Genomic DNA, 16,001 nt, shown 5'->3' with positions numbered 1-16,001 from the left:
TAATATTTAAATTTTCTTTTCGGCGGCGGCTTCGCCGCCGCCGAAATTTTAACCCAAACCTTAAAAATGTCTAAATCAGAAACCTCAAGATTCTCCTTTCAAAAAAATGTTGCTATTGTTGGCATCATCCTTTTTGTTGGAAAACTTATTGCTTGGCATCTCACCAATTCTGACGCTGTTTTCTCTGACGCCATGGAAAGCATCGTAAACATTGTTTCTGCATTTATGGGATTATATTCTCTTTATTTGGCTGCACGCCCAAAAGACGAAAATCATCCTTACGGACATGGAAAAGTAGAATTTGTAACCTCTGGCGTAGAAGGTTCGCTCATTATTTTTGCTGGTATTATTATCATCATAGAAGCTTTTGATAGTTTGCTTCATACAAATTCTTTAAAAAAATTAGATTACGGAATCTTTATTGTCTTGGCTACAGCAATTGCCAATTACATAATGGGATACATTTCTATTCAAAAAGGAAAAAAAGAAAATTCTTTGGTTCTTATTTCTTCTGGCAAACATCTTCAATCTGACACCATTACAACGTTTGGAGTAGTAGCCAGTTTGGTTTTAGTATATTTTACAAAAATCTATTGGATAGACGCAGGCGTTGCTTTCATTTTCGGGTTATATATCATTTTTGTGGGTTACAAAATCGTAAGAAAATCTCTAAGCGGAATAATGGACGAAGCCGACCCAGATTTGCTAAAAGCCGTAGTAGAAGTTTTAGCAGAAAACCGAAAAAAAGAATGGATAGACATTCACAATATGAAAATTCAACAATACGGAAGCGGACTTCACATTGATGCTCATATCACCTTGCCTTGGTACAACTCTCTTAGAGAATCTCATCAAGAAATGGAAAATATCATTAAAACATTAGTAGCCGAAACGGAAAGAAATGTAGAATTTAACTTCCACATGGACGATTGCAAACCTCATTCTTGTGAAATTTGCCAATTAGAATGCACATACCGTCTCCACGAATTCAAAAAGAAAGTAAATTGGAATTCTGAAACCATTTCTCAGCATACCAAACATAGCTTAAGAAATAATCCCTAGTTTTTTTCCAACTTTTTTCGGTAATAGAAAATAGGAATAATCAATAGAAGAATAATGGGTTGAATGACAAATCTCCTCACTGAAAACGTAAAAAGATAACCAATCTCCATTTTACTATAAATACACCAAAGATAAATAGGGAAAAATAACATAAAAGCAATCGCCATCAACAAAACAGCTTGCAAAGTCCATTTTTTATTTAAAAATATAAAATGAACCACTATTGCTGAAAAAAACAAATTCAAAAGAAACCGAAAAAAATGACTCAAAATTAATTTCCAAAGAATAAAATCTGGAGCTAATTCCACTTTGTAATTTCCTTTAAAAAAATTCAAAAAAGGGTCGTAAAAAAGACTATTTTCCAGAAATCTCACAGAAATTAAGCCTAGAACTCCTATTACTACAAAAATCCAATTAAGAAACTTCATCGTGAGATAATTGATTAGATTTCGCTTTCATTAATTCTTCTTTCAAGACAAATTTGTTAATCCAAATAAGCCAAAGCAACACCACTCCACCATAAATAATTGCAGGAAAAAAATAGTCGTGAGCCGGTTTTGTATATTCGTAATGATTTACCACCACAACATTCAAAACATAAATTCTAAATAAATTCAAAATATAAAGAATTACAATGCCAGAAAATGCAAACAAAATGGTTTTGAAACCTTTGTAAAAAGCAAAAATAAATGCCAGAAATAAAATCATCACAGAAACCGCATTACAACCTTCCACCATTCTGGTTGCAGGTTTTCCGTTGATGTAAAACATAATAGTTTCATATACAGGAAAATCTTTAGTAGTAGTTTCAAACCCAGTTTTATTGAGCAAAAAAGCACTTTGGTTTGAAATAATTCTAGTGATAAAATCAATATCAGATTTGTAATAATTAAGATAAATTTGGTACAATACAAAAAGTACCAACCAAATTCCCAAAAATCGCAAAAGAATAAATAATATTTCTTTAAAATCTTTCATATCCTACAAAAATACGCAAATTCCCTTTTCAAATCATTATCTTTGCTTTGCGATGATAAATTTAGAAACAGCACAACTTTTTTTTGAAGAATTTTTAGGCAAAAAAGAATCAGATTTTGAGATTTTGCCTCAGAGTGGTTCTGCCAGAATGAATTTTATTGGAACTTCTAATGAAGATAAATTTGTAATAACTTACAACGAAAATTTACTAGAAAACGAAGCATTTTTCTACTTTTCTGAAATATTTTCTAAGTTAAATCTCAATACTCCCAAAATTTTTAAAATTAATAAAGAACGGAATCTTTATATTCAGGAATTTTTGGGCGAAGAAACGCTTTCTGAAATTATTTCCAGAGAAGGAGAATCTGAACGAGTGAAAAACCTGGTAAAACAAACCTTAGAAAAACTCTTTCAACTTCAAAAAACAACTCAAAATAAGATAGATTTTTCTAAAACTTTTGAATACGAAAAGTATGATGAATTGCCTATAATTCATGATTTGTATTACTTTAAAAATTTTTTGATAGACGTTCTTGAGCTTCAATATCACAAATCTTCTTTGCTTAAAGAATTTAAAAAAATCTCAGAAAAAATAGAAAATCTATCGCCACAGTGTTTAATGATTAGAGATTTTCAATCGAGGAACATTTTGGCAAAAGAAAACAACGTTTTTTTCATTGATTATCAAGCTGCTATGCAAGGACCTGCAATGTACGATGTGGTTTCTTTTTTGTTTCAAGCGAAAGCTAATTTTTCAGAAAAATTCAAAACAGAAATGCTAGATTATTATTTTTCATTCTACAATTATGAGGAAAAAGAAAATTTAGAAAAATCTTTAAAATATTGTAAATTAATTAGGTTTATTCAGGTTTTGGGAGCTTATGGTTTCCGAGGTTTGATACAAAAGAAAGCGCATTTTATTGCAAGTATAGACCAAGGCATCAAAAATTTGGTAGATTTTGTGGAAAATGAAACAGAAATCAATCAATTTCATGAGCTGAAAAACTTGATTTTAAAACTCAACACCGAGGAAGTTAAAAATAAAATCGAAAGGTTAATAAACGATAAACATTAGGTTTAAGAACTTAATGATAAAAATAAAATAAATTTTAAAATGGAAAATAAACTCAATATATCAATTTACAGTTTTTCTTACAAAAAAGGAGGAATCCCAACTGATAATTCTGGAAATGGTGGTGGTTTTGTATTTGATTGCCGAGGAATTCTAAATCCTGGAAGAATTGATGAATACAAACCTCAAACGGGAAACGACAAACCTGTGCAAGAATTTTTAGAAACAAAAACCGAAATGCCCAATTTTATTGGTCTCATCAAAGAATTGGTAAGCATCACGATAAACGATTATATTGCCAGAGGTTTTGATCATCTTCAGATTTCTTTCGGTTGCACAGGCGGGCAACACCGCAGTGTTTATTCTGCAATAAAATTGGGAGAATTTTTACAAGAAAAATATCCAGAATTGGTAAATGTAACCGTAACACACAACGAACAACCTCAACTGAATTAATCAATGATAATTGATAAAATAGGTTTTATTATCAATCATTTATCGATTATCTTTCATCAATTATGATAAAAAAAGCACTCATCTTTGCAGCCGGAAAAGGTACCAGACTAAAGCCTTTTACAGACAATCATCCAAAAGCTTTGGCGGTGGTAAATAATGTTCCTCTGTTAGAAAGAAATATTAAATTTCTTCAAAATTATGGAATTAACGATTTTGTAATTAATGTTCATCATTTTGGAGAACAAATCATTGAATTTTTACAAGAAAAAGAAAATTTTGGAGCAAAAATTGAAATTTCAGACGAAAAAAACGAACTTTTAGAAACGGGCGGTGGTCTGGTTTTTGCTAAAAAACACTTAGAAAACGAAGAAAATTTCCTCATTATGAATGCGGATATTCTTACAGATTTGAATATTTTAGAATTTGTAAAATTCCATCTTTTACATCAAAATGTAGCTACTTTAGCCGTTTCAGATAGAGTGAGTTCTAGGAAATTAATGTTTAATGAAGATATGATTCTGAAAGGTTGGGTAAATAAAACTACAGGGGAAACAAAACTGTCAGAATTCAATAAAAACTTTAAAGAATTAGCTTTCAGTGGAATACATTGTGTAAATTCTTCTATATTTGACAAAATAAAAAGAACTGGGAAGTTTTCTATAATGGAAGAATATTTAGATTTGATGTTCGAAAATCATATACAAGGATTTCAGCACAATGCAAAATTAATAGACGTAGGAAGACCAGAATCTGTAGTAGAAGCCGGAAAATATTTTAAATAGCTCTTTTACAGTTTTAAAAATTAAAAAATTAGAAAATGATAGACGATAACACATCTGAAGAAAAAAGATTACAAGAAAGTTTCAGACAAAAAACTTGGGACGAAACCGTTACCAAAGACAGCTGGATGGTTTTTAAAGTAATGTCTGAATTTGTAGATGGTTATGAAAAATTAGCAAAAATAGGACCTTGTGTATCTATTTTTGGGTCTGCACGTTTGAAGCGAGAAGACAAATATTACAAAATGGCGGTAGAAATTGCTCAAAAAATTACAGAAATTGGTTTTGGAGTGATAACAGGAGGTGGACCAGGTATAATGGAAGCTGGAAATAAAGGTGCAAAAATGGGTGGCGGAAAATCTATCGGATTAAATATTGATTTACCTTTCGAGCAACATTTTAATGCGTATATCGACAAAAGTTATTCTATGGATTTTGATTACTTTTTTGTAAGAAAAGTAATGTTTGTAAAATACTCGCAAGGGTTTATCGTTTTGCCGGGAGGGTTTGGTACTTTAGACGAACTTTCGGAGGCGTTAACGTTAATTCAAACACATAAAATTGGCAGATTTCCTATCGTTTTAATAGGAACTGAATTTTGGGGAGGCTTGCTAGATTGGTTTGCCAATACATTGCTCAAAAACGGTTTGATAAAAGAAGAAGACCTCGGTTTATTTAGACTTGTAGATAGTGCGGAAGAGGCAGTTGCACATATCAAAGCCTTTTACGATAAATATTCAGTAAGTGTTAATTTTTAGATTTTGGCATAAGTTTTGACAATTTTTAATAAATTTGAAAATATATAATTTCTGAAAAGGGATTAAAAATTAGAAACAATGAAAAAAATAATAAGTATAATCGCAGTAGGTTTAATTTTTGTAGCCATGAGTTTTACTTTGTCAGACTTCTATTCTTCACTTACCAAAGTAGATTATGTAGAAGGCAGCAAAACGCTTAAATTTAGTACAAAACTTAATTCTGGGCATATTTCTCAGGTTTTAAAAATAAATCCAAATACTACAGCTTTTGAAGCTGAAGTAAAAAAATATGTAAATAGCCACATAGACGTTTATGTAAACGGACAAAACAAAACGCTTACCTTTACTGGAAGCCAAGTAAATGGAGAAACCGTTTGGGTTTATTATGAAGCTGGCGGAATTTCGGATATATCTAGTTTAAAAATTAAAAATAATATTTTGTTAGATGTATTTCCTAAGCAAATGAACTTGGTAAACATCGCATATAAAGGTTCACAAAAAAACATGACTTTTATGAAAGGAAAAGAAGTAAACGAAGTTTCTTTCTAAAAAAAACAACAAGATAAATAATGAAGGCTACCTCAAAAAGGTAGTCTTTTTTTTGCTTAAGCCTTAAAAACTAAAACATTTAAACCTCTATATAACATTGCTTCTTTATTGTTAATCAATAATATTTAGAATCCATTAGAAATAAACAAAAACCCAGTTCCAAAAAATTGAAACTGGGTTATATAAATTGAAAGTATTATTTACTATTTTACACCTTTTACAGCAAAATTATCTACTTCCCAAGTAGAGGCGCTAGTTGTTGTAGATTTGTATTTGAAAGCAATTCTTACTTTTTGACCAAGATAATCATTCAAACTAACATTTCCAGAGTTAAAGAATCCCCAACCACTTGTCTGGTCTAACGGAATGTTAATAGCTGTCCATGTAGTGGTTGTAACGTCACCTGTATAATTGGTAGTAATATAAGTTTCTAATTTATCACCTGCAAAATTATAATCAGAATCTAAATTAACATATGCACTTTTATAGCCGTTTAAATTAATTTCAGGCGATACTAACCAATCTTCATTAGCAAAATTACCACTTGCATAACCTGTCATTTTAGCGTAATAACCAGTTGATGAACCTGAATTGGTAGCTGTAGTCCAAACCTGAGCTCCTGCTATGTTTGCAGTAGTCCAATTGCTAAATCCATTTTCAAAAGCATCGGAGAATATTGTTACAGGAGGAACACTACCATCACATCTATTCCCATTCATATCAAGATCTTGTAAATCTCTAATCCAAATTTGATACACACCATTATAAACATTTAGAACACCAACAAGAGTACCTTTTCCCGCAGGTGTAGGAGTAGAAGCAAAAGATGCGTAGTTACTTGTTCTTATTATAATTGTATTACCTGAACAATCTTTCAATGTCCTATTAGTAGCACTTGAACCAGAGAAAATTTGTCCTGCACTTGCATTGTCAAATTCTACATTCTCTAATTTTACAAGCTTACCAACTTGAGAATCTAAGTTTGGCGAAGCACTAATAGATATTTTAGTTGGCGTTACAGTTCTATTAACTCCTTCATAAAAAACATGCTTATAAATATCAGATTCCTCAATATTACCTATACTACCTTGATATAATGCTCCTAGTTGAACTTCTCCACCAACAGCTCCAATATATAAATCTTTTGCTTTTATTGTAATTTCTGAACCAACTTTAAATTTATTTTCTAAATATAAACTACTCTTATTCAAACGTAATCTCAAACCGCCTGTCTCATCTTCAACATAAACATATTTAAATAAATTATTCGTTGCATCATTAGCAGTTACTACTGCTTTTACATTTAAATCTTGAGTAATATTAAGCAATGTTCCTTTATACAAGTTTTTCAAATCTTGAATAGAAGCATTATCAGCTGGAGGTGTACAACTAAAAGTAGTTCCATCGCATCTAGGAGTTCCAACTAACTCTTTCACATCATCAGTACTTCTAATATATAACTGATAATCTGAATTATATTTGCTAAGAATTGCTACTACACCACCTTTTCCAGTTGGTAATGTTTCATTATAGAAAGTTGCATAACCACTATTTCTCATTATCACCTTAGAACCACTACAATCTTCAATACTTCTATTAACTGTAACTCCTTCACTTGCATATGTTGAACACAATACACCAGACACAAACTGTGCATCTTTCACTTTTACTAATGCTCCAACTAAATCATTGTTAAACTCATTTATAGAAATTTCTTTTGGCACTATTGTCTTTAAAGGATCACAAGATTTAATAATTGTTCTATCAATTTTTACATTTGGAATTCTACCAAAACTCACTGCTCCATTTTCATCAACACCTAAATCTCCTAATTGTGTTACTCCTCCATACTGACCAAGATATAACCCTTTAAGTTTAATAAAAACTTTAGCGCCTACAGGATATTTTGTATATAAGTCTGCTGCGTCAACACTTACCGTAAATCCATGAGATGGATTTTCCGGGGCATCTTGCAAAAACAATGTCTTATATATGTTTCCTGTTTCATCAGAAGAACCAACATATCCAACCAGAACTAAATCCTCTGTAATTTGTTTTGTACTACCTGAATACATTGCTTTAAGTTGAGCAATAGTTGTTGTAGGGGTTAGATCCTGACATACAATAGGTGCCGTAGAATAATCATCATCGTGCACACATCCAGTATTAACTACCAGTAAAACGAAAGCAAATAATATGCTCTTTATTAAATTAACTATTTTCATAATTGTTTTTTTTTAAAATCTAAAATAAATATTGGCAAAATATGTTCTTCCTCTGTCATACCATAGTTTAGGCGAAAATAAAGGAACTTGTCTTTGTGAGTCTGCTAATGCATCTACGAAATTAGATGCTCTACCACTTTCAAACCCACCTGTTACATAATTTCTATTATTTAAAATATTATTTACACTAACACTCATTCCTACTCTATATTTCCCAAATAAAAATGACTTACCAACATTGGCATTCAACATAAATTGGTCATCAAAACGCTGTTGTTTCAGTAAAGCTCTTACCAATTCTTCCGATACACCATCATATGCATTACCCGTATTTGGATTAGTAACAAAATTAGAGGTTCTTGGAATTGCAGAAATATCTAAATAATTATCAGCTAAATAATTTGCAGACATCCCAAACCACCAATACTTAGGAGAATTGTATCTAAAACCTAATGAAGCTGCTTTTTGAGGCGTTCCTGCAACTTTGTAGTCTTTTAAATATGCCTTTCCTAAATCTTGAATACCATTAAGATCATCAGATATTAGATATACATTGGGATTATTTTTATACACAAATTGTCCTAAACTACCTATAGCGGTTACAGTTAAAGTAGGGCTTACTTTAATATCAAGTCCTAGTTCAGCTCCTAAATATTCTTTTTCTACATTTGATAATATTTCTGCTACAAAAACATCTTTAGACGTAATAGAATTCGTATCTGCATTGAATGTTGCAATTCCTTCAGCAAAATATCTTGAAATCTCAGTAGAATTGCTAATATCATTATAATAACCAGATAATCTAACTTTTAAAATTTGTCCTCTATGAATAAAACTTAAATCATTTGAATTGATAATTTGATTTTCCAAATTAGGAGTAATCAGATTATTCAATCTAGGGTTCGCAAAAATTTCATTTAATGTAGGCGCTAAAGAAAAATACGCCCCGTTATAAACTAAGAAATTTTTTCCATCTATTTTATACTCTACTCTTCCTTTTAAACCAAAATTCCAACTAGAAAAAACATCACTTTTCCCTTTAGAATTATCATATAGATAATGTCTATATTTACCTTCTCTTGAAGATTCATTATAACTAGTAAATACAGAACCTATAACTGTCCATCTATCAAGATTCACACTTGTAGAAATATTACCTGAATAAGTTTGCCTTTTTAATAAATAATTGTATTCTATTCTATCTCCTTCTTTTACAATTACATTATCACTATCGGTATTATATTTACCTGCTCCATTGGTTGCATAATCATCTAAATTTAAAGCAAAATCTGCACCTAATAAATCTTTAACTTTTCTAAAATTATCTGATTCTAAGTTTTGATAATTAAAATTCATATTTAGCTTCCAATAATCTTTCAATTTAGTATCATAATGAATATTAAAATTAAATGTTTTATCTTTATTTACATCTTCTACAACATAATAAGCGGCCCTCTTACCTACGATTGCTTTCCCTTGAGAATCCGTCCCATAAGATGTTCCTAAATAATTATCAGAACTTGCTATATTATAATTTTGATTGTATAGAGAATCCCAGTTGATTTGCGAAAAACTCTGGTCATTTTTCCATCTATCATTAACATAATCAATTGTTGACTGTGAAGCTCCTCCCAATTCAGACATATAAAAACTTGGTAAATTTCTATAATAAGTAGGGCTTGGACTCGCTGCGTTAAACCAATCTAGTCTACCTCTTCCATCTCTTCCAAATTGATAAGAAAGAGTAGTAGTTAATTTAGATTTTTCATTTAGTTTCCAATAGTGCACCAATTGAAAAACAGGCTCAAATGTTTTTCGTACTCTCTCATTCCTTTTTTCCCCGTCTTGCCATCCCCAATATGAGTTATAGTTTTTACCCATCAAATCGTAAACTTCTTGTGTATTAGGACTATTGTTAGCTCTATAAGTAGGCGCTCCAAAAGCAGTAAGATTTAATGAATGTTTATCTCCAAATCTCTTTTCTATAGCAGCAAAATATGCATAAGAATCTTGATAAGTACCATCTACAATACCTTCTTCAGCCCATCTTCTAGACGCCGAAAAAGAAAAAGCCCATCCATTTTTAAGTAATCCAGTATTATACGAAGCCATTGCTCTGTGAAAATAACTTCTATTCGTAATTGAGTATGCTAATGAAGTTCCTTTTCTAAAAGAAGAGGCTCTCGTATTATAATAAACTACTCCTCCAAGATTACCAAATGTATACTCAGATGGTGCATTATTTTCTACATATTCATAAGGATATCTAGTTACATCATTCAATCCCCCCCAGTTACTAAAATCAATTCTACCATCATCGTTTTTAGACATTGGAATACCATTGAAAAGTACCTCTGCATATCTATTATCATTACCTCTAGGTCTAAACCAGTAAGCACCAAGCTCGAAAGCCGCTGTATTAGCAAAGGCATCTCTACCTGACGATAACAATCCTACTGTGGGTTGCATAGAACTCTGATCATCCTCAGCTGTAGCATCATCTAAAACAACAACGCCTAAGTCATTGCCTGTTCCACTAGATACATTTAAAACAATGGTTCCCAGATCTTTTCTTTTCTCATCTGCAACTACATCAAAATCTAAGATCTTGTCATCAAAACCTGGCTTTGAAATTGTAATTTGATAATGCCCCGGTTTCATGTCAACAAATTGAAAATATCCAATTTTGTCTGCCGTAACATCATTTTGTGAATCTTTCAAATCTACGCCTGCACTTTCTATAGGCTTACCACTAAGGTCTTTAAGATAAGCATACACAGTAGTTTGTGCGTGAAGCGCTGAGAAAGAAAATATCCCAAAAAATGAGATAATTGATAATTTCTTAATCATAACTGTTAATTATTTTTTTCTTCATTTCAATAGACAACTATTGAACCTACAAATTTATACTAATTTTCTTATACTTTAACTTTTTTTAAATATTTTTCACTAAAAAACAAGTGTATTTTTTAACATTTTATTTCTATCTTAAGCAAAATTAATATTGAATTGGCATTTTTTTGGTTAATTAATTATTAATTCACATTTCTTTTGCATTAAAAAATTTTATATGCTAGTTTTACTAAAAAGAATTAAATTTGTAACCCACAATTTTATAAAATGAGAAAACATCTAAGTTTCTTTGCTTTGTTAGCAATTATCTTTGGTTTTGCCCAAGAAAAACAACAAGTACAAGTAAAAAGAGCAACCGTTGGGTTTCTAAATGTTGAAAACCTTTGGGATACCATTCCTTCTGCAGATTATATTGATGGAACACTTCCTAGAAACAATCCAAAATTTCATAGAAGTGTACCCATTGATTCTTTAAAATTTTTAGAAGTTACAGAAGATTACAAAGGAGATTGGAGCGACGACCTTCTTATTGGAAAAAAAGTAATTAGAAATCAAATTCTAGCTGACGATTTCACACCAAAAAGTGCTAAAAACTACAATACAAAAGTTTATAAGAAAAAACTAGAAAATGAGTCTAAAGTAATCTCAGAACTTGGATTATCTTACACCAGAACCCTTCCTGCAATTGTTGGATTAATTGAAGTAGAAAACAGACAAGTAATAGAAGATTTAATTAAACAACCTGCTCTAATAAAAGGTGATTATGGAATTGTTCATTACAATTCTTATGATGCAAGAGGTATAGACGTTGGTATTATTTATCAAAAGAAAAGATTTACAGTAACAGATTCTCACAAAAAGGAATTGCCTATTTTCAATGATGATGGCAAAAGAACTTACACAAGAGACATTTTAGTAGTTAAAGGCCTTTTAGATGGAGAAAAAATCGCCATTTTTATGAACCACTGGCCTTCTAGAAGTGGTGGCGAAGCCGCTTCACAACCAAGACGTAACTTTGCTGCAAACGCTTTGAGAGAAGAAATGGATAAAATAAGAGCACAAGAACCAGATAGACTTCTTATCTCGATGGGAGATTATAATGACGACCCTGTAAGCCCAAGTTTGAAAAAATATTTGCACGCTGTAGGAGACAAAAAAGAACTTTCAGAAGAATATCCTTATTACAACTATATGTATAAAATGTTCAAACAAGGGGTGGCTTCTTTAGGATATAGAGATGCTCCGAATCTTTTCGACCAAATTATTGTTTCTAAAAATGCAATTTCTGATTCTTTATCTAAAAATTATTCAGTTTTTAAAGCAGAAGTTTACGCTCCGCAATATCTTATCACTCCAGACGGACAATACAAAGGTTATCCTTTCCGTTCTTGGGCTGGCGACATGTTTACCGGAGGATATAGTGACCACTTCCCCGCTTTTATTGTACTACAAAAAGAATTCGCTAAATAAACTATATAGAATTACACCTAAAAATTGATTTCAGAAACCGCTTCTTAATGGAGCGGTTTTTGCTTTTCTTTAGTTAACTTTACCTCATCATAAATTTAAAAAAATGAAAAAAATAACATTCTTTTTGGCGATATGTTTTTTGATAATTAGTTGCACACCGCAAACTCCAATTGCAAAAGACAGCACACAGAAATCGGAAATTAAACCAGAAAAAAACGATGATGGAGAATGGGATTTGGATGTTTTAGATGCAGATTACAATTATTTTTTGAATGCCATTGCAAGACCAATGAATATGTACACAGAATCTTATCTAAAAAACAGAAATACATTTCTGGTAAACGAATGGAATTCTTATTACTATTCTGGAAGATACAGAAATATTATAGAATCTTCTATAGATTATAACCCCAATGAAAACTACGGCTTAAAATTCGAGTACAAACTCTATCAAGTCTTTGCTTATGTACAATGGAAATACAAATTAAGAATGCAAGGACTTAGCGGTGTAGATATTGTTCGATAAAAAGAAAAGGTTCAGAAAAACTCTGAACCTCTTTTATCAATTATTTATTGTAAAGCTCCTCTACCTTATCCCAATTTATCACTTCAAAGAAAGCAGATACATAATCTGGTCTTCTGTTTTGATAGTGTAAATAATAGGCGTGTTCCCAAACGTCTAATCCTAAAATTGGAGTATTTCCGCAACCAATATTTGGCATCAACGGATTGTCTTGATTTGGAGTTGAACAAACATCTAAGCTACCATCTGCTTTTTTACAAAGCCAAGCCCAACCAGAACCAAATCTAGTTTTAGCAGCAGTAGAAAAATCTTCTTTAAATTTTTCAAAACCTCCGTAAGTTTCTAGACTTGCTTTTACTTTTCCTACAGGTACTTTGCTACCACCAGGAGTTAAGATTTCCCAGAAAAGAGTGTGGTTAAAATGTCCTCCTCCGTTATTTCTAATAGCAGGCACATCTACAGCAGTTTTACAGATTTCTTCTATTGTTTTTCCTTCGTGCGCTGTACCTTTAATTGCGTTGTTTAAATTATCTACATAAGCTTGATGATGTTTTGTATGGTGTATCTCCATAGTTCTTGCGTCAATTACTGGCTCAAGAGCATCATAAGCATAACCTAATTTTGGTAATTCGAATGACATAATTTTTAAATTTTTATTGCATCAAAGATAATAAATCTTAAAAACAAAACCTTTACATTATTTTTTAAATATTTTATAAATATCATTGATGAAAACGAACACAACTCAATAAAGTTTACTCCACAAAAAAAAGAATGTGCAAAAACACATTCTCTTTATCATATTTTCAATTTGAATTTCTATTTATTCATGCTCATCAAGAATTCTTCGTTATTTCTGGTCATTTGCATTTGTTTGTGTACAAATTCCATCGCTTCCAAAGGATTCATGTCTGCTAAATATTTACGTAAAATCCACATTCTTTGTTGTGTGGTTTCATCGTGTAGCAAATCGTCTCTTCTGGTAGAAGAAGCCACTAAATCTACTGCCGGGAAAATACGTTTGTTAGAAATTTTTCTATCTAATTGAAGTTCCATATTCCCAGTTCCTTTAAATTCTTCAAAGATTACTTCATCCATTTTAGAACCTGTATCAATAAGAGCTGTTGCAATAATTGTTAATGAACCTCCGTTTTCAATTTTTCTAGCTGCCCCGAAGAATCTTTTCGGCTTGTGCATTGCATTAGCATCTACACCACCAGAAAGCACTTTACCAGAAGCTGGAGTTACCGTATTATAAGCTCTTGCTAATCTTGTAATTGAATCTAAAAGAATCACCACATCATGTCCACATTCTACCATTCTTTGTGCTTTTGCTAAAACCAAATTGGCAACTTTAACGTGTTTTTCGGCACTTTCGTCAAAAGTAGATGCAATAACTTCTGCATTTACACTTCTAGACATATCTGTTACTTCTTCTGGTCTTTCATCAATCAAAAGAATCATCATATATGCTTCTGGATGATTTGCCGAAATAGAATTTGCTATATCCTTCAGCAACATCGTTTTACCCGTTTTTGGCTGAGCAACAATCATTGCACGTTGTCCTTTACCAATTGGCGTAAATAAATCTACAATCCTTGTGGAAATGGTTGCGTTTTTACCCGCTAAATTAAATTTCTCTTGAGGAAAAAGTGGCGTAAGATATTCAAAAGTAACTCTATCTTTTATAAAATCTAAATCTCTCCCGTTAACTTCTAAAGCTCTTTGAAGCGAAAAATATTTTTCTCCTTCTTTTGGCAACCTTACAATTCCTTTTACAGTATCACCTGTTTTCAAACCATAATTTCTAATCTGTTGTGTAGATACAAACACATCATCTGGAGAAGAAATATAACTGAAATCTGAGGAACGAAGGAATCCGTAATTATCTGGAAGAATCTCCAAAACACCTTCTACAACTACGATATTATCAAAATTGAATTCTTTTTTAGCAGGAATTTCTTCCGCTGCTTCATTTTGATTATTGTTATTTTGAGAATTTTGTTGTTGATTGTTCTGGTTATTTTGGTTACCGTTTTGATGACGGTTTTTATTTTTGTTATTATTTTGGTTTTGATTCTGATTCTGTTGAGGCTGTTTTCTTTGTTGGTTTTGTTGCTTCTGCTGAGGCGCAACAGGCGAAACCGTAGTTTCAGCTGGCTTTTCTTCTTCTTTCGGTTTTTCTTCAACCACAGCTACAGCTTCTTCTTTTATAGCTTCTTCAACTGCTGGGGCAATTCTTTTTCTTTGTTTTCTTGCAGGTGCTATTTCTTCCTGAGGTTTTTCTTCTGCCACAGGTGTTTCTTCTACAGCTACTGATTCTTGCTTTGGCTCTGCAACTTCAACTTTTGCTTCAGCAGTTTCTTGGGAAAGTTCTGCTGGTTTTTCTGCTTTCTTTCTAGGCGCAGCCTTAGGTTTAGCTTTTGTTGTTTTAGCAACTGCAGGTTTTTCTACTTTTTCTTCCATATTGGTTTCTGTAGCGTTATAATATTCCTTAGTTTGTTTAGGATTAGAAGCCTGAAAATCTAGAAGAGCAAATACAACTTCATCTTTTGTACTGCCTTTAGGAATTTTAACGCCTAAATCTTTAGAGATTTTAGTCAATTCCGGTAAGGATTTTGACCTTAACGTTTCGATATTAAACATAAAATGTGTGAAATGTTGTAATAAATATAAGTAATTGTAAGTAAGAAAGTTGAATCGGGCGATTCTCCTTTTTTATGAATTGTTATACTGCAAATCTACATTATTTTTGATAAAGTGCAAAAAAAATTTTATTTTTGCAAAGAAATGATACAAAGAATACAAACCATTTTTTTGCTAATTGTAGTGATAGCGCAGGTTGTGCTACATTTTCAAGGTTTAGATGTAGAACTTTTTGGGAGCATTTATATTGTTGCTTCCCTTAGTTTGGTGTCATTTTTATTGGCAATAGTATCTATTTTCAGTTACAAAAAGAGAGTAAGACAGATTTTGTTGAATAATATCAACATCTTCATAAACGTTTTGTTGACTGGTTTATTGATTTATTGGCTACTAAATTTATCTGGAGGAATTAGTTTTCCTGAGAAAGGTATTGAGTTAGCATTCCCTCCCATTTCTTTGTTCTGTTTGTTTATGGCAAACATTTACATTAGAAAAGACGAGAAACTCGTAAAATCTGTGGACAGAATTCGATAAATCTTACCAACGATTTATTTTGAGTGAAAACAGTTTCGGAAACGAAGCTGTTTTTTATTATTCGCATATCAACAAATTATCACATCATCACATTTT

Annotated in this window: 15 protein-coding genes; 9 read left to right on the top strand and 6 right to left on the bottom strand. The window is 31.6% G+C overall.

Going from position 1 to position 16,001, the window contains the following annotated elements; translation table 11 throughout:
- Positions 1–66 precede the first annotated feature (66 nt).
- Positions 67–1,062 carry a cation diffusion facilitator family transporter gene (locus tag QM746_RS03355; protein ID WP_414982924.1) on the top strand — a complete coding sequence of 332 codons (996 nt, stop codon included), beginning with the start codon at positions 67–69 and terminating at the stop codon, positions 1,060–1,062.
- On the opposite strand, the gene QM746_RS03350 is transcribed toward QM746_RS03355, so the two are convergent.
- Both QM746_RS03350 and xrtF read right to left on the bottom strand, forming a co-directional pair.
- Positions 1,059–1,490, bottom strand: coding sequence for an exosortase F system-associated membrane protein (locus QM746_RS03350; protein ID WP_414982923.1), 432 nt, complete (start codon positions 1,488–1,490; stop codon positions 1,059–1,061). The genes QM746_RS03355 and QM746_RS03350 overlap by 4 nt on opposite strands.
- Positions 1,477–2,040 (bottom strand): exosortase family protein XrtF, encoded by a 564-nt coding sequence (gene xrtF / locus QM746_RS03345; protein ID WP_414982922.1) that lies wholly within the window; start codon positions 2,038–2,040, stop codon positions 1,477–1,479. The genes QM746_RS03350 and xrtF overlap by 14 nt, the downstream gene beginning before the upstream one ends.
- Before the next feature lie 55 nt (positions 2,041–2,095).
- Between xrtF and QM746_RS03340 the strand changes: the two genes are divergently transcribed.
- The 5 genes from QM746_RS03340 to QM746_RS03320 all read left to right on the top strand — a co-directional run bounded on the left by QM746_RS03340 (position 2,096) and on the right by QM746_RS03320 (position 5,654).
- A complete protein-coding gene (locus QM746_RS03340; RefSeq protein ID WP_414985113.1) occupies positions 2,096–3,115 on the top strand; it encodes an aminoglycoside phosphotransferase family protein in 1,020 nt (339 codons plus the stop codon).
- A 39-nt stretch (positions 3,116–3,154) separates the two neighbouring features.
- Positions 3,155–3,568 carry an ATP-binding protein gene (locus tag QM746_RS03335; RefSeq protein ID WP_374362599.1) on the top strand — a complete coding sequence of 138 codons (414 nt, stop codon included), beginning with the start codon at positions 3,155–3,157 and terminating at the stop codon, positions 3,566–3,568.
- A gap of 62 nt (positions 3,569–3,630) precedes the next feature.
- Positions 3,631–4,350 carry a nucleotidyltransferase family protein gene (locus QM746_RS03330; RefSeq protein ID WP_414982921.1) on the top strand — a complete coding sequence of 240 codons (720 nt, stop codon included), beginning with the start codon at positions 3,631–3,633 and terminating at the stop codon, positions 4,348–4,350.
- A 35-nt stretch (positions 4,351–4,385) separates the two neighbouring features.
- Positions 4,386–5,105 carry a TIGR00730 family Rossman fold protein gene (locus tag QM746_RS03325; protein ID WP_414982920.1) on the top strand — a complete coding sequence of 240 codons (720 nt, stop codon included), beginning with the start codon at positions 4,386–4,388 and terminating at the stop codon, positions 5,103–5,105.
- 78 nt (positions 5,106–5,183) lie between these two features.
- A complete protein-coding gene (locus tag QM746_RS03320; RefSeq protein WP_414982919.1) occupies positions 5,184–5,654 on the top strand; it encodes a DUF6702 family protein in 471 nt (156 codons plus the stop codon).
- A gap of 203 nt (positions 5,655–5,857) precedes the next feature.
- Here the strand turns inward: QM746_RS03320 and QM746_RS03315 are convergent, their stop codons facing one another.
- Both QM746_RS03315 and QM746_RS03310 read right to left on the bottom strand, forming a co-directional pair.
- Positions 5,858–7,879, bottom strand: coding sequence for a DUF5689 domain-containing protein (locus QM746_RS03315; RefSeq protein WP_414982918.1), 2,022 nt, complete (start codon positions 7,877–7,879; stop codon positions 5,858–5,860).
- 12 nt (positions 7,880–7,891) lie between these two features.
- Entirely contained in the window at positions 7,892–10,729 is a 2,838-nt protein-coding gene (locus QM746_RS03310; protein WP_414982917.1) for a carboxypeptidase regulatory-like domain-containing protein, read from the bottom strand.
- 270 nt (positions 10,730–10,999) lie between these two features.
- On the opposite strand from QM746_RS03310, the gene QM746_RS03305 reads away from it, so the two are divergent.
- Both QM746_RS03305 and QM746_RS03300 read left to right on the top strand, forming a co-directional pair.
- Positions 11,000–12,202 carry an endonuclease gene (locus QM746_RS03305; protein WP_414982916.1) on the top strand — a complete coding sequence of 401 codons (1,203 nt, stop codon included), beginning with the start codon at positions 11,000–11,002 and terminating at the stop codon, positions 12,200–12,202.
- A 103-nt stretch (positions 12,203–12,305) separates the two neighbouring features.
- The gene (locus QM746_RS03300; protein ID WP_414982915.1) at positions 12,306–12,728 is read left to right on the top strand and encodes a DUF6146 family protein; all 423 of its coding nucleotides are present in this window, start codon (positions 12,306–12,308) and stop codon (positions 12,726–12,728) included.
- A gap of 40 nt (positions 12,729–12,768) precedes the next feature.
- Here the strand turns inward: QM746_RS03300 and QM746_RS03295 are convergent, their stop codons facing one another.
- Both QM746_RS03295 and rho read right to left on the bottom strand, forming a co-directional pair.
- Entirely contained in the window at positions 12,769–13,365 is a 597-nt protein-coding gene (locus QM746_RS03295; RefSeq protein ID WP_414982914.1) for a superoxide dismutase, read from the bottom strand.
- Between the two features lie 179 nt (positions 13,366–13,544).
- Entirely contained in the window at positions 13,545–15,371 is a 1,827-nt protein-coding gene (gene rho / locus QM746_RS03290) for a transcription termination factor Rho (RefSeq protein WP_414982913.1), read from the bottom strand.
- A gap of 144 nt (positions 15,372–15,515) precedes the next feature.
- Here rho and QM746_RS03285 point away from each other — a divergent pair, with 144 nt between their 5' ends.
- The gene (locus QM746_RS03285; protein WP_374362620.1) at positions 15,516–15,905 is read left to right on the top strand and encodes a DUF4293 domain-containing protein; all 390 of its coding nucleotides are present in this window, start codon (positions 15,516–15,518) and stop codon (positions 15,903–15,905) included.
- Positions 15,906–16,001: the final 96 nt, after the last annotated feature.

Source organism: Cloacibacterium sp. (assembly GCF_047601505.1).
Taxonomy (GTDB): Bacteria; Bacteroidota; Bacteroidia; order Flavobacteriales; family Weeksellaceae; genus Cloacibacterium.
The sequence above is the reverse complement of the archived record's forward strand: the minus strand, read 5'-3'. Positions and strand labels throughout refer to the sequence as shown.

Coding starts and splice junctions, on each gene's coding strand:
- QM746_RS03305 (WP_414982916.1), top strand. CDS start 11,000: ATGAGAAAACATCTAAGTTTCTTTGCTTTGTTAGCAATTATCTTTGGT.
- QM746_RS03350 (WP_414982923.1), bottom strand. CDS start 1,490: ATGAAGTTTCTTAATTGGATTTTTGTAGTAATAGGAGTTCTAGGCTTA.
- QM746_RS03315 (WP_414982918.1), bottom strand. CDS start 7,879: ATGAAAATAGTTAATTTAATAAAGAGCATATTATTTGCTTTCGTTTTA.
- QM746_RS03355 (WP_414982924.1), top strand. CDS start 67: ATGTCTAAATCAGAAACCTCAAGATTCTCCTTTCAAAAAAATGTTGCT.
- QM746_RS03295 (WP_414982914.1), bottom strand. CDS start 13,365: ATGTCATTCGAATTACCAAAATTAGGTTATGCTTATGATGCTCTTGAG.
- QM746_RS03310 (WP_414982917.1), bottom strand. CDS start 10,729: ATGATTAAGAAATTATCAATTATCTCATTTTTTGGGATATTTTCTTTC.
- QM746_RS03320 (WP_414982919.1), top strand. CDS start 5,184: ATGAAAAAAATAATAAGTATAATCGCAGTAGGTTTAATTTTTGTAGCC.
- QM746_RS03285 (WP_374362620.1), top strand. CDS start 15,516: ATGATACAAAGAATACAAACCATTTTTTTGCTAATTGTAGTGATAGCG.
- xrtF (WP_414982922.1), bottom strand. CDS start 2,040: ATGAAAGATTTTAAAGAAATATTATTTATTCTTTTGCGATTTTTGGGA.
- QM746_RS03335 (WP_374362599.1), top strand. CDS start 3,155: ATGGAAAATAAACTCAATATATCAATTTACAGTTTTTCTTACAAAAAA.
- QM746_RS03330 (WP_414982921.1), top strand. CDS start 3,631: ATGATAAAAAAAGCACTCATCTTTGCAGCCGGAAAAGGTACCAGACTA.
- QM746_RS03325 (WP_414982920.1), top strand. CDS start 4,386: ATGATAGACGATAACACATCTGAAGAAAAAAGATTACAAGAAAGTTTC.
- rho (WP_414982913.1), bottom strand. CDS start 15,371: ATGTTTAATATCGAAACGTTAAGGTCAAAATCCTTACCGGAATTGACT.
- QM746_RS03300 (WP_414982915.1), top strand. CDS start 12,306: ATGAAAAAAATAACATTCTTTTTGGCGATATGTTTTTTGATAATTAGT.